The sequence below is a fragment of the Psychroserpens ponticola genome (genome assembly GCF_023556315.2).
GTDB classification, from domain to species: domain Bacteria; phylum Bacteroidota; class Bacteroidia; order Flavobacteriales; family Flavobacteriaceae; genus Psychroserpens; species Psychroserpens ponticola.
Genome location: NZ_CP116221.1, coordinates 1,268,826 through 1,287,064, shown reverse-complemented (window position 1 = coordinate 1,287,064; position 18,239 = coordinate 1,268,826). Strand labels below are relative to the sequence as shown.

General features: G+C 30.6%; 21 protein-coding genes. 7 read left to right on the top strand and 14 right to left on the bottom strand.

Going from position 1 to position 18,239, the window contains the following annotated elements; genetic code table 11:
* Position 1: 1 nt before the first annotated feature.
* The 3 genes from MUN68_RS05745 to ruvX form a co-directional block, all read right to left on the bottom strand.
* Entirely contained in the window at positions 2–430 is a 429-nt protein-coding gene (locus tag MUN68_RS05745; protein ID WP_249995709.1) for a DUF5606 family protein, read from the bottom strand.
* 26 nt (positions 431–456) lie between these two features.
* Positions 457–1,047, bottom strand: a complete 591-nt coding sequence (def, locus tag MUN68_RS05740; protein ID WP_249995708.1) for a peptide deformylase — start codon at positions 1,045–1,047, stop codon at positions 457–459.
* Between the two features lie 65 nt (positions 1,048–1,112).
* Positions 1,113–1,526 (bottom strand): Holliday junction resolvase RuvX, encoded by a 414-nt coding sequence (gene ruvX / locus MUN68_RS05735; protein WP_249995707.1) that lies wholly within the window; start codon positions 1,524–1,526, stop codon positions 1,113–1,115.
* A gap of 401 nt (positions 1,527–1,927) precedes the next feature.
* Between ruvX and MUN68_RS05730 the strand changes: the two genes are divergently transcribed.
* Both MUN68_RS05730 and MUN68_RS05725 read left to right on the top strand, forming a co-directional pair.
* Positions 1,928–2,743: a 2,3,4,5-tetrahydropyridine-2,6-dicarboxylate N-succinyltransferase gene (locus MUN68_RS05730; RefSeq protein ID WP_249995706.1), complete on the top strand. Its 816-nt coding sequence runs from the start codon at positions 1,928–1,930 to the stop codon at positions 2,741–2,743.
* An 84-nt stretch (positions 2,744–2,827) separates the two neighbouring features.
* Positions 2,828–3,889, top strand: a complete 1,062-nt coding sequence (locus tag MUN68_RS05725; RefSeq protein WP_249995705.1) for a glycosyltransferase family 9 protein — start codon at positions 2,828–2,830, stop codon at positions 3,887–3,889.
* 8 nt (positions 3,890–3,897) lie between these two features.
* Here MUN68_RS05725 and MUN68_RS05720 read toward each other — a convergent pair whose 3' ends face one another.
* Entirely contained in the window at positions 3,898–4,725 is an 828-nt protein-coding gene (locus tag MUN68_RS05720; RefSeq protein WP_249995781.1) for a glycosyltransferase family 2 protein, read from the bottom strand.
* A 44-nt stretch (positions 4,726–4,769) separates the two neighbouring features.
* On the opposite strand from MUN68_RS05720, the gene MUN68_RS05715 reads away from it, so the two are divergent.
* A complete protein-coding gene (locus MUN68_RS05715) occupies positions 4,770–5,525 on the top strand; it encodes a glycosyltransferase family 2 protein (protein ID WP_249995704.1) in 756 nt (251 codons plus the stop codon).
* On the opposite strand, the gene MUN68_RS05710 is transcribed toward MUN68_RS05715, so the two are convergent.
* Genes MUN68_RS05710 through MUN68_RS05700 form a run of 3 tightly spaced genes read right to left on the bottom strand, consistent with a single transcriptional unit; the run spans position 5,522 to position 7,957 of the window.
* Entirely contained in the window at positions 5,522–6,295 is a 774-nt protein-coding gene (locus MUN68_RS05710) for a lipopolysaccharide kinase InaA family protein (protein WP_249995703.1), read from the bottom strand. The genes MUN68_RS05715 and MUN68_RS05710 overlap by 4 nt on opposite strands.
* Positions 6,282–7,079: a glycosyltransferase family 2 protein gene (locus MUN68_RS05705; RefSeq protein WP_249995702.1), complete on the bottom strand. Its 798-nt coding sequence runs from the start codon at positions 7,077–7,079 to the stop codon at positions 6,282–6,284. The genes MUN68_RS05710 and MUN68_RS05705 overlap by 14 nt, the downstream gene beginning before the upstream one ends.
* 14 nt (positions 7,080–7,093) lie before the next feature.
* A complete protein-coding gene (locus tag MUN68_RS05700) occupies positions 7,094–7,957 on the bottom strand; it encodes a hypothetical protein (protein WP_249995701.1) in 864 nt (287 codons plus the stop codon).
* Positions 7,958–8,028: 71 nt separating this feature from the next.
* Between MUN68_RS05700 and MUN68_RS05695 the strand changes: the two genes are divergently transcribed.
* Together MUN68_RS05695 and MUN68_RS05690 are read left to right on the top strand one after the other, a co-directional pair.
* Positions 8,029–9,021 carry a glycosyltransferase family 2 protein gene (locus tag MUN68_RS05695; protein WP_249995700.1) on the top strand — a complete coding sequence of 331 codons (993 nt, stop codon included), beginning with the start codon at positions 8,029–8,031 and terminating at the stop codon, positions 9,019–9,021.
* Positions 9,021–10,109, top strand: a complete 1,089-nt coding sequence (locus tag MUN68_RS05690; RefSeq protein WP_249995699.1) for a glycosyltransferase family 2 protein — start codon at positions 9,021–9,023, stop codon at positions 10,107–10,109. The genes MUN68_RS05695 and MUN68_RS05690 overlap by 1 nt, the downstream gene beginning before the upstream one ends.
* A gap of 10 nt (positions 10,110–10,119) precedes the next feature.
* Here the strand turns inward: MUN68_RS05690 and MUN68_RS05685 are convergent, their stop codons facing one another.
* Together MUN68_RS05685 and MUN68_RS05680 are read right to left on the bottom strand one after the other, a co-directional pair.
* Positions 10,120–10,830: a sulfotransferase family 2 domain-containing protein gene (locus MUN68_RS05685; protein ID WP_249995698.1), complete on the bottom strand. Its 711-nt coding sequence runs from the start codon at positions 10,828–10,830 to the stop codon at positions 10,120–10,122.
* Positions 10,831–10,889: 59 nt separating this feature from the next.
* A complete protein-coding gene (locus tag MUN68_RS05680) occupies positions 10,890–11,561 on the bottom strand; it encodes a hypothetical protein (protein ID WP_249995697.1) in 672 nt (223 codons plus the stop codon).
* 148 nt (positions 11,562–11,709) lie between these two features.
* On the opposite strand from MUN68_RS05680, the gene MUN68_RS05675 reads away from it, so the two are divergent.
* Entirely contained in the window at positions 11,710–13,125 is a 1,416-nt protein-coding gene (locus MUN68_RS05675; protein WP_249995696.1) for a CCA tRNA nucleotidyltransferase, read from the top strand.
* A 15-nt stretch (positions 13,126–13,140) separates the two neighbouring features.
* On the opposite strand, the gene MUN68_RS05670 is transcribed toward MUN68_RS05675, so the two are convergent.
* Positions 13,141–13,530, bottom strand: coding sequence for a VOC family protein (locus MUN68_RS05670; RefSeq protein WP_249995695.1), 390 nt, complete (start codon positions 13,528–13,530; stop codon positions 13,141–13,143).
* A 196-nt stretch (positions 13,531–13,726) separates the two neighbouring features.
* On the bottom strand, positions 13,727–14,587 hold the full coding sequence (nadC, locus tag MUN68_RS05665) for a carboxylating nicotinate-nucleotide diphosphorylase (RefSeq protein ID WP_249995694.1): 861 nt from the start codon (positions 14,585–14,587) through the stop codon (positions 13,727–13,729).
* Between the two features lie 239 nt (positions 14,588–14,826).
* Here nadC and rlmH point away from each other — a divergent pair, with 239 nt between their 5' ends.
* Entirely contained in the window at positions 14,827–15,300 is a 474-nt protein-coding gene (gene rlmH / locus MUN68_RS05660) for a 23S rRNA (pseudouridine(1915)-N(3))-methyltransferase RlmH (RefSeq protein WP_249995693.1), read from the top strand.
* A 2-nt stretch (positions 15,301–15,302) separates the two neighbouring features.
* Here rlmH and MUN68_RS05655 read toward each other — a convergent pair whose 3' ends face one another.
* The 3 genes from MUN68_RS05655 to MUN68_RS05645 all read right to left on the bottom strand — a co-directional run bounded on the left by MUN68_RS05655 (position 15,303) and on the right by MUN68_RS05645 (position 18,184).
* On the bottom strand, positions 15,303–15,902 hold the full coding sequence (locus MUN68_RS05655) for a hypothetical protein (protein ID WP_249995692.1): 600 nt from the start codon (positions 15,900–15,902) through the stop codon (positions 15,303–15,305).
* Between the two features lie 192 nt (positions 15,903–16,094).
* The gene (gene hpf / locus MUN68_RS05650) at positions 16,095–16,394 is read right to left on the bottom strand and encodes a ribosome hibernation-promoting factor, HPF/YfiA family (RefSeq protein ID WP_249995691.1); all 300 of its coding nucleotides are present in this window, start codon (positions 16,392–16,394) and stop codon (positions 16,095–16,097) included.
* A gap of 92 nt (positions 16,395–16,486) precedes the next feature.
* The gene (locus tag MUN68_RS05645; protein ID WP_249995690.1) at positions 16,487–18,184 is read right to left on the bottom strand and encodes an AMP-binding protein; all 1,698 of its coding nucleotides are present in this window, start codon (positions 18,182–18,184) and stop codon (positions 16,487–16,489) included.
* Between the last annotated feature and the right edge of the window lie 55 nt (positions 18,185–18,239).

Below are 18,239 nucleotides of genomic sequence, written 5' to 3'. Positions count from 1 at the left end.
CTTATTCTTCCTCTTCAGAAGCAATAACTTCTTTGTCTTCTTCTAAAGCATCTAACATATCATGCTTTTGAAGTAAGTTATACCATTGAATGATTTTTTTGATATCACTAGCGTATACACGATCTTCATCATAATCGGGTAATACTTCAAAGAAATACTCCTCTAAAGTATCTTTAGAATCTTTATGGCTAATCGATGTTTGATTACCGCTTTCTTTTTCCATTACCTTTTTAAGAACCTCTCTTAATGGCAACTCTTCAGTTAATGTATACACTGCAATTTCACTAAGAATGCTCACGTTACTATGAATATTAACATTCACCTTTCTTTGGTCAATTAAAGATTCTGCAACAAAGCCATTTCTTGTTTGTGCGATAATTTTATATAATCCTGGTTTTCCTGAAATGGAAAGTATTTTATCTAAACTCATAATTTATATGCTATGATTTTTTTGTGTTATCGTTTCTTTTTTAAAGCAGGGAAACGCATTCTATAATCTACATTTATTTTTCCTTTTGAAATGTTTGATAATTTTCCTTTTATCAAACGTTTTTTTAATGATGATAATTTATCTGTAAATAAAATACCATCAATATGATCGTATTCATGCTGAATCACTCTCGCAATCAAACCGTCAAATTCTTCAGTATGCGTTTCAAAATTTTCATCTTGATACTGAATTTTTATTTTTGGTTGTCTAAAAACATCTTCGCGAACATCAGGAATACTTAAGCAGCCTTCATTAAAAGCCCACTCATCTCCTTCTTCTTCAATGATTTCAGCATTTATAAATGTACGTTTGAATTTTTTCAAAGTCTCCTGCTCTTCTTCAGTAAATTCTTCATCTTCAGCAAAAGGAGATGTGTCAACTAAAAATAAGCGAATAGGCAATCCTATTTGTGGCGCAGCTAACCCTACACCAAAAGCACCATACATCGTCTCTTTCATATTCTCTAAAAGCGCATCTAGTTTTGGATAATCCTTAGTAATTGATTCTGCTTTTTTTCTTAAAACTGGGTCGCCATAAGCAACAATTGGTAATATCATCTAATCTAATTTTTCGATTGCAAAAATACAATTCTTATTCTGATTTTATAACTTTTAATATTTAATTAAGATTGATTATACAAGTAACTTTGAAGAATTATTGTTGCACTAATCTCATCTACTAAAGCTTTGTTTTTGCGTTGCTTTTTATTAAGTCCGCTATCAATCATAGTTTGAAATGCTATTTTAGAAGTAAAGCGCTCATCTATTCTTTTAATAGGAATATCTGGGCATGCTTTTTTTAATTTTTCTAAAAACTTAGAAATATGCACTTCACTTTCAGACGATTCAAAATTCATTTGCTTTGGTTCTCCAACAATAAATAATTCAACTGATTCTTCAGAAATATAGGCCTTTAAAAACCCAATTAATTCTTTGGTATCAACTGTAGTCAAACCAGAAGCAATAATCTGTAACTCATCTGTTACAGCAACACCTGTTCGTTTTGTACCATAATCTATTGCTAGTAATCTTGCCATATTGCAAAAGTAATTCTTATAAAGCAAAAAAACGCTTCTTTGTAGGTCAAAGAAGCGTTTCAAAATAATCAACCATTAATAATCATCCATAAACTTGTTTACCCTCTACCTTAAACAGTTCATGTTATACTATTATGACACACCTTTTTTCAATTGGTCACATATCAGGAATTAATAAAACAAAAACACCTTCCTAGGGAAAGAAAGGTGTTTTAAAAAATTAGCTATTAATTATTAAAGAACTCAAGTGTTTGTATTAGGGACAACACTCAAGATATAATAATCACAACTATAAGACACACTATTTTTTAATTGGTCACATATTTTTTTATTTTTTCTGAATTAGAAATTATGAGACCAATTTTATAGACTTATCTTTGTAAAAACCGACTTAAATTAAGATGAAAGAATTACAACAACATATAGAAGAAGCATGGAATGATCGCTCACTTTTAACTAATGATTCCACTATTAAAAGTATACGATCTGTAATCGATCTTTTAGACGAAGGAACTTTACGAGTTGCAGAACCAATTGAAACGGGTTGGCAAGTTAATGAATGGGTAAAAAAAGCTGTTGTTTTATATTTTCCAATTCAAAAAATGGAAACTCTTGAAGCTGGTATTTTTGAGTATCATGATAAAATTCCATTAAAACGAGATTATAAAAAGAAAGGAATTCGTGTGGTACCAAATGCAGTAGCTAGACATGGAGCATATATTTCTCCTGGTACTATTTTAATGCCTAGTTATGTAAATATTGGTGCTTATGTAGATGAAGGAACAATGGTTGATACTTGGGCAACAGTTGGCAGTTGTGCTCAAATTGGGAAGAATGTACATTTATCTGGAGGAGTTGGAATTGGAGGTGTTTTAGAACCGTTGCAAGCTGCACCAGTTATTATAGAAGATGGCGCATTTATTGGTTCTCGTTGTATTGTTGTTGAAGGTGTTCGTATTGAAAAAGAAGCAGTTTTAGGAGCTAACGTCGTTTTGACCATGAGTACAAAAATTATTGATGTTACTGGAGATGAGCCTGTTGAAATGAAAGGTGTCGTTCCTGAACGTTCTGTTGTAATTCCTGGAAGTTATACTAAAACGTTTCCTGCTGGAAATTACAATGTGCCTTGTGCACTAATTATTGGTAAACGTAAAGAAAGTACCAATAAAAAAACGTCTCTTAATGATGCGTTACGAGAATATGACGTTGCAGTATAACTATTTTAAAATCACCGAAATCATTCAAATTGATTTTGAGATTGAGTAAATTAATAATAAAATAACGCTTAGCGTTTTAGAGTTTTGAAAATTTTAATAATACAACAAAAAATGATTGGTGATGTGCTCACCACAAGCATTTTGTTTGAAGCTTTAAAAGCCGAACATCCAAATGCTGAACTTCATTATGTGATAAACTCACATACATTTCCTGTTGTAGAACATAACCCGTTTATCGATAAGTTTTTGTTTGTAACTCCAGAAATAGAAGACAGTCGAGTAACATTTTTAAACTTTCTAAAAGGCATCAAAAAAGAAAAATATGATGTCGTTATTGATGTATACTCTAAATTATCAAGTAATTTAATGACGAAATTTTCTGGTGCAGCAATTAAAATTTCAAAATATAAATGGTATACAAAATATTACTATACACATACCTATAAAGAAGCATCTGTAGCTAAAACTAATGCTGGATTAGCTATTGAAAACAGGTTGCAACTCTTAGCACCTTTAGTTAAACAAGTTCCAAAACCTATTCATCCGAAAATTCATCTTACTGCTCAAGAAATTGAACGCTCTAAAACGTTTCTTTTAGATTCAAATATAGATTTATCAAAACCCATTTACATGATTAGTGTTTTGGGAAGTGGTGATAATAAAACCTATCCTCTACCTCACATGGCAAAAGTGATTGATTTTATTGTTGAACACACTAATGGGCAAATTTTATTTAATTATATCCCGAAACAGGTAGACGAAGCAAAAACGGTTTATAATTTTTGTACATCAGAAACGCGACAACACATCTTTTTTGATGTCTTCGGAAAAGGATTGCGAGAATTTTTAGCCATAACGCATCATTGCACAGCTATGATTGGAAATGAAGGTGGAGCAGTTAATATGGCAAAAGCTTTAAGTATTCCAACATTTACTATTTTCTCGCCTTGGATTATTAAAGAAGCATGGAATATGTTTGAAGATGGAACACAAAATGTTTCCGTTCACCTGAAAGATTTCAATCCAGACATTGTAAATAATTCTACATCTAAAGAATTGAAAGACAATTACAAATCGTATTATGCAATGATAAAACCGTCATTGTTTTTTGAGGATTTAAACACATTTCTAAAACTCAATAGGTAAAAATACCCTTAAGATTTTTGTTTGTCAATACCATAATCTGTTTTTGTGATTTTTTCAGATTTTGTAGTCGCTCTAATGGCTTTGTTTTTTTCAATCATTTCAGGTTTTACATATCCTCTAGCATGATCTAAATGCAAACAAATCGCACTATATCTAATCTGTTTTGCCTTCAACCCTGCATTAAATAAACGCTCACCAAGTTCTCTATCTTCGCCTCCATATTGCATACGTTCGTCATAACCATTTGCAGCAATTATATCACTTTTGTAACCAGAAGCGTTATGACCATTCCAAGTTGCTGTTGTTGGCGTTAACGTATTGAGCAAACTTTCTTTTACACCTGTAGACGTGATTTTATTATTCTTAAACGTAGATTTGAGTCCGTGTTGTTTTAACCATTTAATATCAAAACAATGTTGTGCTTTAATATCAACTTCAGTTATAATCTCACTGATATCCATTGGCAATTTAAAATAACCTCCAGACAAAAAATAACCAGCTTCTCTTCTACTAGCATGCACATTCAAAAAATCTGCTCTAGCAATACAATCGCCATCTGTATACACTAAATAATTTCCATTACTAGCAACAGTAGCCTTATTTAAAATGATTGTTTTTTGAAATCCATTGTCTTCATGCCAAATGTGTTGAATGGGATAACTAACTTCTAAAGCCATTGTATCTATTAGTGATTTCGTTTCTTCAGTAGATCCATCATCAGCAATTACAACTTCAAAATTTTTGAAGGTTTGCACGTCAAAACTCCACAATACTTTTTGCAACCACTTTGGGTTGTTATATGTACTAATAATTACTGAAATATCAATAGCTTTCATTGCATCAAAAATAGTTATTTTTGACAAATTAAGATGAAAGTCGAATGATTAAACTCTCAGGTGTTATTATTACGTTTAATGAAGAGAAAAACATTGAAAGGTGTTTGCAATCTCTTACCAATGTCGTTGACGAAATTATTGTAGTTGATTCATTTTCTACAGATAGCACTAAACACATTTGCCTAAACTATAATGTCACTTTTATAGAGCAAAAATTTCTTGGTTATATTGAACAGAAAAATTTTGCGCTAGAACAAGCTTCAAACGATTATATTGTATCTCTTGATGGTGATGAAGCTTTATCTGAAACGCTTCAAAACTCAATTGCAAACCTAAAATCTAATTGGCAAATTGATGGATATTACTGCAATCGTTTTAATAATTTTTGCGGACAATGGATAAAGCATTCTGATTGGTATCCAAATAAGAAATTACGTGTTTTTGACAGACGTGTTGCTGAGTGGAAAGGCATTAATCCTCATGATGAAATTGTATTAAAAAACAATCGGAAATCAGGTCAATTAAAAGGTGATATTTTACATTGGACTTATCAGAGTTATAAAGAGTTTAATGAAAAAACAGAATATTTTTCTACCATTGCAGCACAAGCTTATTATGATAAAGGAAAAAAAGCGCCTTTCTATAAAATTTTATGGAATCCTTTTTGGGCTTTTTTTAAAGCTTACTTCTTAAGATTTGGCTTTTTAGATGGCAAAAATGGATTTGTGATTAGTGCGCAAACGGGAAACATTACATATTTAAAATATGCGAAACTCAGGAAATTATATAAAAACAATTAGTTTTCAGTCTTTTTCCAAAACTTGAGTTTGTTTTTGAGTCTTCTTTTTTTATGATATCTATTTTGAAAAGCTTCCGTATCTGACCACATTAAATCAACTATTTTATTATAATCTTCACCTGAACATTTAGCATATTCGTCACTCATAATTTCGATCATAAATTTATGAATTGTAAGTTTAGAAAAGTTCTTAATGCGAGTTTCAAAATCTAATTCCTTAAACTCCATTCGATTTAAATCCACTAAATAAAATTCATAGGCATCACCAACTTTTTTTATTAAAGTATTTCCTGGAGAATGGTCTAAAAAGTGAACATTCTTTTTGTGCAAATTATAAGTAAATCTTGTAAATGCTCTTAAAATATTTTCATGATCAGGATAATCAAAATCCGTAGTTAACTCTCGATATGTTAAATCACAATCTTGTTGTTCACTTATGTAGTAACTTTTGTTGAATAATAATCCTGTTTTGTACTCATAATAAGCCAAAGGTTGTGGTGTTCCGATATCTAAGCTTTTAAGCCAATTTCCATATTCAAATGAACGTTGCGCTTTGCTTTTTCTAAAAAACCGATAAGCAATTTGATTGATAAAATTAGGAATGCGAAATGATTTGACGTTGATAGATGTTCCGTTTAAATCAAATAATTTTAGTGAATTACGATCTTGATTTCCGAAGGGCTCTCCTTTTGATTCAAAATTTGAAATGATATCATCAAAAAATGCTTCGTGAGCTTTATAATCTTTATGTATGGTTTTAGTTCTTTTCACTTAAATATTTATCTACACCATTTTTACACCAAACAGTTTTATTTGCAATGGTTTGTAATTCGATATCATTATTAATTTCAAGTCTGCTTTTAGATTTCTCGTTATGATAAATATGAAAAACAATCCCTCGATATCTAATTCGCCTACCTTGAAGTCCAAAATTATGAAATCTTAAAGCCAATTCAGAGTCTTCTCTTCCCCAACCTTTAAAGTCTTCGTTATACCCATTAACAGCAATAAAATCTGATTTAAAATACGATGTATTACAACCTCTGTATTTTTTCGAAAATTGATCACTAGCACTATAAAACCGACTTAAAAGAGGGATATGTAATGCTCGTGTACGTTTTTTTATTCCTTTAGAAAAGGCATGAAATCGAATTTGTTTTTCTTCAAATAAAGCATCCAAATAATCTTCTTGAATATTTACTCTACTTCCAAACAAATAAGTGTTTTTTTGAGCATAATGCAGATGGTCTTCTACATAATTTTTATGCAAAATACAATCACCATCAGCTTGAATAATATAGTCTCCTTTAGCTTGTGCAATCGCTTTATTTAAAATAACAGATTTCCTGAAACCATCATCTTCATGCCAAACATGCTTTAAAGGAATCTCAAATTTAGATTTAAATTGTTCTATTATCAACTTAGTTTCATGAGATGAGCCATCATCTGCAACTATAATTTCGTCAGGAAATTGGGTTTGACAAAGTGTACTTAACAACACAAGCTCTAAAGCTTGAGGCCAGTTATATGTTGAAATGATTAAAGTTGCTTTCATACAATTGTCAAATGCTAAGTCTTAAATAAAAATTTAAACCATTGCCCAAAATTCTTTTTCAGCAAAAACGTACGTGTTGGAGCAAAATTGTTCGTTGAAAATGTCTTTATTATTTCAGGAATCGTCTTTCCTTTTGTAAAATTCAAAGATTTCCATTTATGCGGTTCCAAATAAAATAAATCTGTTAAGGATTTGTAATTGCTTGCATTAGCCGATTTCCATTTATCCATGAAATGAGGATTCAATTCATTTTTGTGTCCCCAATTTTGAAACTTGAATTCCAACTCACTTTCATCTCTTGACAATGTCTCATGTAACATTAAATGTTTCGTATATATAATACGTTTACGCGTATTTCTACCAGTACGATAATTTGGAAAATTAGTCGCTGTTAAACATTTGGTTGGCTCATCAATATATAAACAACCATCATCAACAAACTTATATATATTCACTAAAAATGTAGAAAACTGAATGGGATTCTTTTCTGGATTCTTTAAAAACGAATCGTGTTGCCTTAATGTCTTTATAAAAGATTTAAAATCTAAAAAATACTCATCAGCATCTAACTGAATTAGCCAGTTTCCTACTCCCATTTGTTCTGCTAACAATTTTCGTTCTCTAACTTCGCATTCCATTGTAGACAATTCAGGAACGTAAAAATTGTCTTTATAGATCACAATTTTTCCTTGGTTATCAATAGATTTTATCCATTCAAAAAAAGAATCATCAATTGTAAATGTAGCGCCATTCCAGGTGGTTCTATTTTCATCTATCGCTAAAAAAATGGTGTCAGCATCGTCATAAACCCTAGGAATTGCATTTTTCAGCAAATTAAAGTCATAAGATACTAAGAAGCCTACTTGTATTTTACTCACAAAAATAATTTTTACAAATATAATGTTAAGCTTTATAAATACTTACTTTTGCTATTGAAAAACATAAACCAATGAATCTATTAACTGTAATTATGCCTGTTTATAATGGCGAAATGTACTTAGAAGAAGCAATAGACAGTATTCTTAACCAGACATTTACAGATTTTAAACTCTTGGTTTTAAATGATAATTCTACAGATAGTACGCCTTCTATATTAGAAGCGTATCAAAAAAAAGATAATCGCGTTGAAGTTATTAATAAGACTAAAAACGAAGGTCCAGCCAATTTAAGGAACGAAGGTATAGAAAGCGCTCAAACGGAATTCATAGCGCTTATGGATGCCGATGACATTTCGCTTCCTACGCGATTTGAAAAACAATTAGACGTTTTCAAAAACAACGCTAACATTGGTGTTTGTGGTACTTGGTTTACCTTTTTTGGCGATAAACAAAAATTAATTAAACACGCAGTAGATGCTGAAGCATTGAAGGTTCAATTTTTAAGTAGTTGTGGTATTGGCAATCCAACAGTAATGTTTAGAACATCTGCTATTAAGGATTTTAGATTTGAGCATCAATATGTACCTGCAGAAGATTACGGACTTTGGAGTGAAGTGATTCAAATTACCGATTTTTATAATATTCCAGAATCGTTACTTAACTATAGATGGCATCCAAATAATATTAGTCAGACGAAAGAAAAAAACCTTCAAAAGGCTAATGTATTAATAAAGAAAAAACAATTACTTCATTTTGGAATTGATGAAAGCAAAGGAACTTTAGATGATTATTTCAATGCTGTTTCCTTAAATCGAAATCTTAGTCCAGAACAAATTACTTCAGCAATAGAAGCTTCAAAAGCTTTAAAAGCTAGAAATAATGAAACAAATTATTATAATCACTCCATTTTTGAATCTCATATAGATAAAGTAATTATTCGTACCATTAGAAATGCAAGTTCTTACAATAAAACATTCTATAACTATGTGAAAAATGAGTCAGGATATTTTAATCAAATACCATTTATAGATAAAATGGTATTTTTATTTAAAAGTCTATTTTAATGACCTTAGAACTCAAAAAAATGAATGCTCCACTTGTAAGTATTGTAGTGCCTTGCTATAATGTAGAAAAATTTATCACTAAAGGTTTAGAAAGTGTTTTCAAGCAAACTTATAAGCATTGGGAATGCATTATTATTAATGATGGCAGTACTGACAATACAGAAAGTGAAATCGAAAAATGGACTAAACAAGACCAACGATTTACTTTAATTACTCAACAAAACAAAGGACTTTCAGGAGCAAGAAATACTGGATTAAAAAACGTTAATGGAGACTGTATTTTATTCTTCGATCCTGATGATTTATTAGATGAGAATTGTTTAAAAAGCCTCACAGACTTATATCAGCCAGAAATAGATGTGGTTATGGGCAAAAGTGCTGAAGTTTACAATCAAACAACAAGCATTTTAAAAACTTTAGAGCATTATACCATAACTGACAAAACTTTAAGCGACATTAACTTTATTGAGCTTTCAATAGAAACGCCTTTTAGCGTTGTTGCTTGGAATAAACTATACAATTCTGAATTTATTTTTTCTAATAATTTAACTTTTGAAGATGGTATTGTACACGAAGATGAACTATGGTTTTTCCAAACCATGTATTTAGCCAAAACTATTATTTTTAATTCAGAAGTTACCTATTACTATAATATTGGAAATCAAAGTTCGATCACAAAAAATTATAGTTTATATAATCTTAAATCCTATTTAACGGTTATTGAAAAGATATTTTCTAATTTTTATACGCCTGAAAAGAATCAAGACAGTAAAATCATTACTGGAACTTATATTCTAAAGTTTCAAATCACTGTGGTCTCGGCATTTTTTAGATTTGCAAAAAAGAACAAAAACATAACGTTTAAATCTGAAGCTGAAGATTTAATAAAAAAGCATCTTACAGATTTTAATGTAACCGATTATAAAAATAAAAACGCGAAAGAATTAAAACAATATAAACTCTTCGAAGATTACGGAAAAATCAACCCAGAAACCGCATTTAAACTCATAAGAAATATCGATAAAAACACAATTTTAAAACGCATCGAAAGTATTTATTTAAAATACACTTTTAAGGATAAATTATAAATCAATCCTTTTATTTTGCATCATTATACAATTGTAAATCTTCTGAGAATCGTTTCTTAAAAGACTTGTTATTTTTTAGTGCTTCTAAAATGTCTTTAGGAATTGTCTTGTTATTTGTATTGAGTTTGGTGGCAGCAGCATCTTTCTTGTTATAGTTCTCAAGTAGAACGATTTCGACATTACTTAAGGTTTCCTTAACGCCTTTCTGCAAACAAAATGATTGACTTCTGAAATGTCTATCAGATAAATGGTCAGGTAGTTTTATAACTTTATTTAGAAACTTCTCGAAAGTGACTCCACTATGAATTCCAAAAAAGGAGGTTAAACCAGAAGGATCTTGATACATAATATTTTTTCCTTTTTCAACATCTAAAAAACAAGAATACACACGTTCATAAGGGTTTCTTATAACCAAACAAGCGGTTTTGTTTTTACTGAAATTTCGGTATTTTTTAAAACTATAAAAATGCTTTCTTAGCACCTTTCCATTGGTTTCAAACTCAGGATCAATCTGATGAATTTCTGGAAACTTACTGCTAAAACTCGGATTATATCTTCGTATTAAATCTTGCTTAATTGTAGAACAACCTGACTTAGATATTATTGGATAAAAAACATTTTCATCTATGACATAATACACTTCCATTGGGTCGATAAGTCTTGTACCTATCATACCCTTTATAAATCTATTAAGTTTTAAATTCCCTATTTTAATCGCCATACAGTTATTTTACGCGAAGATACAAACCTCAGCAATTAAGTACTCAAAATATTCTTAATTCAACTTGTAAAAGTTCTATTAGATAATTTTTCATACTGAGTTTCTGTTAGCAAATTCATGTTATTTAAACGTTCAATACAATCATAATCCTTTTTTAAATATCTAACCAAATTGTTTATCGCTAAGTTAGATAAGTGAGTGCTTTTTTTGTTTTTCTTTAAATGGCTCGTCAAATTGATATCAAAATGGCGTTTTATGTCTTCACTTAATGTCTCTGTTGCAAGAACAGCTATAATATGTTCTTTTTTACATTTCTTCAACACATCACCTAAATAAAAATCTATATCTTCTTTAATGTGATGGATATAAAACTCCTCTTTTTTAAAATCTAAAACGAGTTCATCATTTTCATTGTATATGCTTTCAGCCAAAGTATTCACATTCTCATAAGTCTCTAGAAATGCTTTTTCACCTTCAAATCTATCTTTTTGAACTCCATCTTCAACAACAAGTTTATATCTCCAATTAAACGCAGAAACGAATCTAGAAATCGGATTTCTAATGATGATATAATATTTCTTTTTAGATCTGAATTTTACTTCAGCCACATGCTTTTCAATGAATTTAATCTCTTTCCTTTTCAACTCTTCGATTACAGAAGAACCTCCACATTTACCTATGTGAATAAAAACAGTGTCTATTGTATTAGATTTCTTATTAAAAAAATTCATTAAGTGAGTTCAATTATACGTTAGCAAGATTACTATACTTTTGCACTAAATTTACCAAAATAAAACAAACTGAAAGTAATTTTTTTTAAAATACACTAAATCGTAAATTTGTCCTTTGAAATATTCAGTTTTCTATCGAAATATATTTATGAACTACAAAGACGCCTTACATAATCCCATTTTTAAAATCATATCTAATTCTGCAAAAGAGCTGAATCTAGATTCCTATGTTATTGGTGGTTTTGTTCGTGATCATATTTTAAAACGAGGCTCACATAAAGATATTGATATTGTTGCTATTGGAAGTGGGATTTCACTAGCGAAACAAGTCTCAAAAAACTTAGCAAACAAACCAAAAGTTCAGGTTTTTAAAACCTACGGAACAGCAATGCTTCCGTTTGAAGATATGGATATTGAATTTGTAGGTGCTCGAAAAGAGAGTTATCATGAAAATAGTAGAAATCCTGTTGTAGAAAACGGAACTCTTGAAGATGATCAAAATCGAAGAGATTTCACGATAAACGCTTTGGCTTTAGATTTAAGCAATGCTAATTTTGGTACATTATTAGATCCATTTAATGGCATTGATGATTTACAAAATAAAATCATTCGTACACCTTTAGATCCAGATATTACCTATAGTGACGATCCATTACGAATGATGAGAGCCATCCGATTCGCAACGCAACTCGGATTTATTATCGAAGCCAAATCTCTAGAAGCCATTTCACGAAATAAGCATCGTATTAAAATCATTACTAAAGAACGAATTGTTGTAGAACTGAATAAAATTCTTGAAAGTGACCTGCCTTCTGTTGGCTTTTTATTACTTGAAAAAACGGGACTTTTAGATTATATACTACCTGAAATCACTGCTTTAAAAGGTATTGACGAAATTGAAGGTCAGAAGCACAAAGACAACTTTTATCACACCCTAGAAGTCGTCGATAATATTGCAAAACACACAGATAATGTTTGGTTACGTTGGGCAGCACTACTCCATGATATTGGAAAAGCACCAACTAAAAAGTTTAGCAAAAAAGTAGGCTGGACCTTCCATGCACATGAATTTGAAGGTGCTAAAATGGTATATCATTTATTCAAAAGATTAAAAATGCCTTTGAATGAAAAAATGAAGTTTGTTCAAAAAATGGTATTTATGAGTTCAAGACCAATTGTTTTGGCTCAAGATATTGTAACAGATTCTGCAGTGAGACGTTTGGTTTTTGATGCTGGTGATTATGTCGAAGATTTAATGACGCTTTGCGAAGCTGATATCACTACTAAGAATCCAAAGAAATTTAGTAAATATCACCATAATTTTAAAGTAGTTCGTGATAAAATTGTTGAAGTTGAAGCACGAGATCAAGTACGAAATTTTCAACCACCAATCTCAGGTGAGGATATTATGAAAGCCTTTAACATTAAGCCTTCTCGTGAAATCGGACAAATTAAAGAAACGATAAAAGAAGCCATTTTAGAAGGAGATATTCCTAACGAATATGAAGCTGCATACCAATTGATGCTGAAAGAAGGCAAACGTTTGGGATTAGCTATTAGTTAACTTTTACTCAGTTTTTCACACTACGTTATTGACTTCAATCCAATATCCATTTGGATCTTGAAAATAAACCTGTTGAATGCCATCTTTTCGAATATAATCTTTGTTTGGTGTGTCTCGCCAATCTGAATAATCGATTTTTAATGTCACCAAATGCTTTACAAATGAATTAAAGTCGGTTGTAGACAAAGCAAAATGAACAGCCTTGTTTGTTTTTATGTCAGAATTTGGTTTAGGAATCAAATGAAGTTGTTTGTTTTCGCCTAAGGCTAACCATCTAGTTTTAGAATTTGAAGCTGTATTCTTAATTTCATTAAATTGAAAAACGCTCTGATAAAACTCAACAGATTCGTCTACATTTTTTACGGAAAGTGCAATGTGATCGAAAGTAAATAAAGATGTTTTCATTTATAATCTAATTTGCAATGATTACTAACAGTCCAATAAAACATAAACTTAATATATAATTATAGGCACTATCTTCATTGAATAATTCTATGAATGATATTGTTTTATGCAGAAATATCCATCTTATAAACGCTCCAGGCATTACCATAAAAATTTCTTAAAAAAACTCAACCCTAAAAGGTGTTTGTCATTAAAATCACTCAACTGCTTTTAAACTCAAATCTTTATTATAAACCGAGTGCGTTAGTGCTCCAGATGAAATATAATCGACACCACATTCAGCATATTTTCTAAGGGTTTTTTCATTGATTCCTCCAGAAGACTCCGTTAGACATTGATCTCCAATTAATTGTACAGCAGTTCGTGTGTCTTCATAATTAAAGTTATCAATCAAAATACGATACACACCTCCTACGCTTAGGATTTCTTTGATTTCTTCAAGATTTCTTGCTTCAACAATAATCTTTAAATCACGATTGGTATCATTTAAATAGTGCTTTGTTTTATTTATTGCATTTGTAATTCCTCCAGAAAAATCAATATGATTATCCTTAAGCATAATCATATCATATAAAGCAAACCTGTGGTTCTCTCCTCCTCCAATTTTAACAGCCCATTTTTCAAGAGCTCTTATACCTGGAGTCGTTTTTCTAGTGTCTAAAATTTTAGTTCCTGTACCCTCTAATAAATCAACAAACTGTTTTGTTTTTGTAGCTATAGCACTCATACGTTGCATGGCGTTTAGTACTAAACGTTCGGCTTTTAAAATGGATTGCGAAGCACCTTCCACATAAAATACAATGTCTCCATATGTAACTGGACTTCCATCTTCTATCAACGTTTCAACAACCATATCTTTATCGACATATGAAAACACTTCTTTAGCAAATTCGACACCTGCAATAATGCCTTCATCTTTTACAAGAAGTTTGGCTTTACCCATTGCAGAATATGGAATACAAGCTAAAGAACTGTGATCACCATCACCTACATCTTCTCTGATAGCATTAGTAATAATGATGTCTATTTCTTTATCGAATTGTTCTTTTGAAATCATATCCTTCTATTTAATGTAAAAATAGTAATTGCAACTTAAAAAAGTAAAAAAACAAATTCCAAATTACAAAAGATAAGGTATTGTAATTTTATAAAATCGTTAAATTTGAATATTAAATTGACAGACTCTGTCTCCTCGAGCATTACTTGAAATTAAAATATTTTTAAATTGAAAGTACTGTGCGCAGCTCATGAGAGGATAATTAACAAGGTATCGACTGCGCTCGACCAGACAACATCATGACAATTAAACTTCTTGCCATTGGCAAAACAGATAACAAACAACTACAAGCGCTGATTGAAGACTATCAAAAACGTTTGGGTTTTTATGTGAAATTTGAATTTGAGATTATTCCAGATCTTAAAAAAGCCAAAAATCTTAGTGAAAGCCAACAAAAACAAAAGGAAGGCGAACTCATTTTAAATAAATTGAATCCAACTGATGTTTTGATTTTATTAGATGAAAATGGAAAACAACTAGATTCTGTTGCCTTTTCAAACTATTTACAAAAGCACATGAATTCTGGAATTAAACGATTGGTTTTTGTGATTGGTGGACCTTATGGATTCTCACCTGATGTCTATCAAAAATCAAATGGAAAACTATCCTTTTCCAAAATGACGTTTTCACATCAAATGATTCGCTTGTTTGTAATTGAGCAATTGTATCGTGGTTTTACGATTTTACGCAATGAACCTTATCATCATAAATAACACTAAAACTTAACTTTTATCTGCTTTTTATAAGCTTGATATCCTACAAGCTTATAATGTGCTTCTACAATTGTTTTATCGGAATTTAAAAAGTACATTTCTTTAAAGATTCCATTAGGAATATTTTTTTCTTTCTCCCACTTCTTATAAGCTTCACCTATAACGAGTATTGGTAAATGGAAACTTGTATTAGGTTGAACAAAATATTCAACGTCTAATTTTTGTTCATGAACATCAATTGATTTAAAAACATATCTACTAATTGGTGTCTGATCCAGTATTGTATCAGATAAAACTTTAAAATAGTCCTTTTTATTGGCTTTGTAATTCCGTTTGTAGTTATGTTTAGGACGTTCTAGTAAAATAGTTTCAGCTTTATAAAAGTCCTTTTTATTCAGTTTGGTAAATAATCTTATGGAGTTATGTTTATAAAAATTTATAGTATAAGTTTTTTTATCAATACTGCGAATTATGGCCCAGTACTCATTATCTTTTGAATTCGTTAAATAAAACACCGATTGATCTTCCTTACCACTTAACAAAGATTTGTATTCAATGATATAATCAAACTCATACACTTTAGAACTCTTGAAGTTTGACAAGAAACATATAGAACAAAAAATTAATATATAAGTCGTGTACTTCATAGTCGTTTACTCTAAACTAAAACTTTTAATATAGGCTTTGTTATTCATTGGTCGACCTAAAACGTCTTCATCTGCTAAATATATAAAAAAAGCCTCATAAAATCATTTAGAATTTCATGAGGCTTTTTAGCATAAAAATTTATAGAGTTAATGCGTTTTATAAACTTCTTTACGCTTTTTAAGTTGTTTTTCTAAATCACTAATGGTCTCTCTAACTGCGACTTCATATTTTGCTTCATCAGAAGTAGCAAATAGTCGTGGTCCAGGCAAACTTAATTCTATATCACAAATTTTACCTTTGGAGTGACTGTTTTCATCATGTTTAAAACGGACTGTTGCTCCTATTAAAAACTCATATCTGTTAGATAATTTACTGAGTTTTTCTTCTGTAAATGCATTCAATGTTTCACTAATATCAACATTGACATATCTAAAATTTATAGTCATATTCAATCTTATTTTTAGGTTAATTTCAATACTTAAATTTAAAAAAAATAAATCAAGTTTTAAGTAATAAAAGTCATAAAGAATTGATAAAATTATTCAAAGATCACATTTTCTGAAGTGTTGAACCAATTCGGATAAAACTCCTGGTGAATTTTCTCAATGCTATTTCGTTTCACTTTCATGCTAGGCGTTGTCAGTCCGTTTGAGACATTCCAATCTTCTTTCATAACAACTACCTTTTCGAGTCGTTCGTGTTTTTCAAGCGATGGATTAATTTTAGTTACGCTTGTTAATAAAGATTTCGATACATTTTGTTTAGACTTTGCTTTTCCAAGTTCAGACAAAGTAACCAACGCTATAGGTTGCGGAATTCCAGTACCTACAATACAGATTTGTTCAATATCTGTGTTTTCTGTCATTAATAATTCTATATGAGAAGGTGAAATGTATTTCCCTTTATCGGTTTTAAATTGGTCTTTTACACGACCAACAATACTTAAAAATCCGTCGTGATCAAATTCTCCCATATCACCAGTTTTTAAATAGCCCTCATTATCTATGACTTCCGCTGTTAATTCTGGAGCTTTAAAATAACCTTTCATCAAGCACTTATTCTTAATGCAAATCTCACCTTCTGGAGACAATTTGACTTTTACATTATCAAATGTTTTGCCTACAGTTCCAATTTTATTGGCTCCAGGTTTATTGAAATGCGACACACAGCAATCTTCAGTCATGCCATAACCTTGATAAATAGTTATGCCTAGTTTTAAATACCATTCGACAATTTCTGAAGCAATTGGTGCAGCAGCTGAAGCTATAAAAATCGTTTCACTTAAACCCAGTTTTTGTTTTAGTTTCTTTTTTATAATGTTGTTAATAATTGGCATTTTTAATAAGACATTAAGTTTTTTCTGTGGAATAGATTCTAAGATTTTCTCTCTAAATTTTGTCCAAATTCTAGGCACAGCAAAAAACAGATTCGGTTGAACGGCTTCTAAATCTTTAGCAAATGTTTCTAGAGAATCTACAAATGTGATTGTACCACCTAAAACAATTCCTCCATTAATTAACAAACGTTCTGCGACATGAGCTAAAGGCAGATATGAAAATAATTTCACTTTAGTATCTAAAGAAAACTCACGAACAAGTGTCGAAGACGATTCCATAAAATTACTTCCTGTATGCATTACACCTTTTGGATTTCCAGTAGTTCCAGAAGTATAAATAATAGTGTGCAAGGCTTCTGGTTCTGGTTTATGAACATCTATTAATTGTTCTGTATTATTAATAATATCTTCCCATAAAACACCTTCACTTTCACCAAATAAGCCAACACTAATTTTTGGAATATCGGGAATACCTTCCTTTTGAGATGCAAAATCATCTAGCTTACCAATTATTATTGCTTTAGATTCACTATGCGTCAAAATTTGATTCATAGACGAACTGTTTAGCGTTGGATAAATAGGAATTGACACATAACCAGCCATCATAATTGCCAAGTCTGACATGATCCAATGCGCACAATTTTTAGAAAGTAACGCGATATGACTTCGTTCTGGCAAGTTCAATGACTTTAAATACGCTGCCATTTTCCGTGCTTCTTCGCCAGCTTCCTTAAACGTAAATGACGTTTTCTGATTATTAATTGGTTGATTTAAAAAGACTTGATTTGGAGACTCAGCTTCCCAATACAGAAAAGCATCTAAAGGTGAGTTGAATGCATTCATTTTTCTTAATTGAATTATTAAAATTACAGTATCTATGTTACCGTTTAAATTCCACATAGAAATTAAGCATTTTATATGACTTTTATTCTGTTTTAATGACCAAACCAAGGTT

What these genes read in the sequence shown, in the direction of transcription:
- MUN68_RS05675 (WP_249995696.1), top strand. Translation starts at nt 11,710, where the DNA reads ATGAACTACAAAGACGCCTTACATAATCCCATTTTTAAAATCATATCT.
- MUN68_RS05715 (WP_249995704.1), top strand. Translation starts at nt 4,770, where the DNA reads ATGATTAAACTCTCAGGTGTTATTATTACGTTTAATGAAGAGAAAAAC.
- MUN68_RS05685 (WP_249995698.1), bottom strand. Translation starts at nt 10,830, where the DNA reads ATGGCGATTAAAATAGGGAATTTAAAACTTAATAGATTTATAAAGGGT.
- MUN68_RS05705 (WP_249995702.1), bottom strand. Translation starts at nt 7,079, where the DNA reads ATGAAAGCAACTTTAATCATTTCAACATATAACTGGCCTCAAGCTTTA.
- MUN68_RS05690 (WP_249995699.1), top strand. Translation starts at nt 9,021, where the DNA reads ATGACCTTAGAACTCAAAAAAATGAATGCTCCACTTGTAAGTATTGTA.
- def (WP_249995708.1), bottom strand. Translation starts at nt 1,047, where the DNA reads ATGATATTACCAATTGTTGCTTATGGCGACCCAGTTTTAAGAAAAAAA.
- MUN68_RS05730 (WP_249995706.1), top strand. Translation starts at nt 1,928, where the DNA reads ATGAAAGAATTACAACAACATATAGAAGAAGCATGGAATGATCGCTCA.
- MUN68_RS05680 (WP_249995697.1), bottom strand. Translation starts at nt 11,561, where the DNA reads ATGAATTTTTTTAATAAGAAATCTAATACAATAGACACTGTTTTTATT.
- hpf (WP_249995691.1), bottom strand. Translation starts at nt 16,394, where the DNA reads ATGACTATAAATTTTAGATATGTCAATGTTGATATTAGTGAAACATTG.
- MUN68_RS05695 (WP_249995700.1), top strand. Translation starts at nt 8,029, where the DNA reads ATGAATCTATTAACTGTAATTATGCCTGTTTATAATGGCGAAATGTAC.
- MUN68_RS05670 (WP_249995695.1), bottom strand. Translation starts at nt 13,530, where the DNA reads ATGAAAACATCTTTATTTACTTTCGATCACATTGCACTTTCCGTAAAA.
- MUN68_RS05645 (WP_249995690.1), bottom strand. Translation starts at nt 18,184, where the DNA reads ATGTGGAATTTAAACGGTAACATAGATACTGTAATTTTAATAATTCAA.
- MUN68_RS05720 (WP_249995781.1), bottom strand. Translation starts at nt 4,725, where the DNA reads ATGAAAGCTATTGATATTTCAGTAATTATTAGTACATATAACAACCCA.
- ruvX (WP_249995707.1), bottom strand. Translation starts at nt 1,526, where the DNA reads ATGGCAAGATTACTAGCAATAGATTATGGTACAAAACGAACAGGTGTT.
- MUN68_RS05745 (WP_249995709.1), bottom strand. Translation starts at nt 430, where the DNA reads ATGAGTTTAGATAAAATACTTTCCATTTCAGGAAAACCAGGATTATAT.
- rlmH (WP_249995693.1), top strand. Translation starts at nt 14,827, where the DNA reads ATGACAATTAAACTTCTTGCCATTGGCAAAACAGATAACAAACAACTA.
- nadC (WP_249995694.1), bottom strand. Translation starts at nt 14,587, where the DNA reads ATGATTTCAAAAGAACAATTCGATAAAGAAATAGACATCATTATTACT.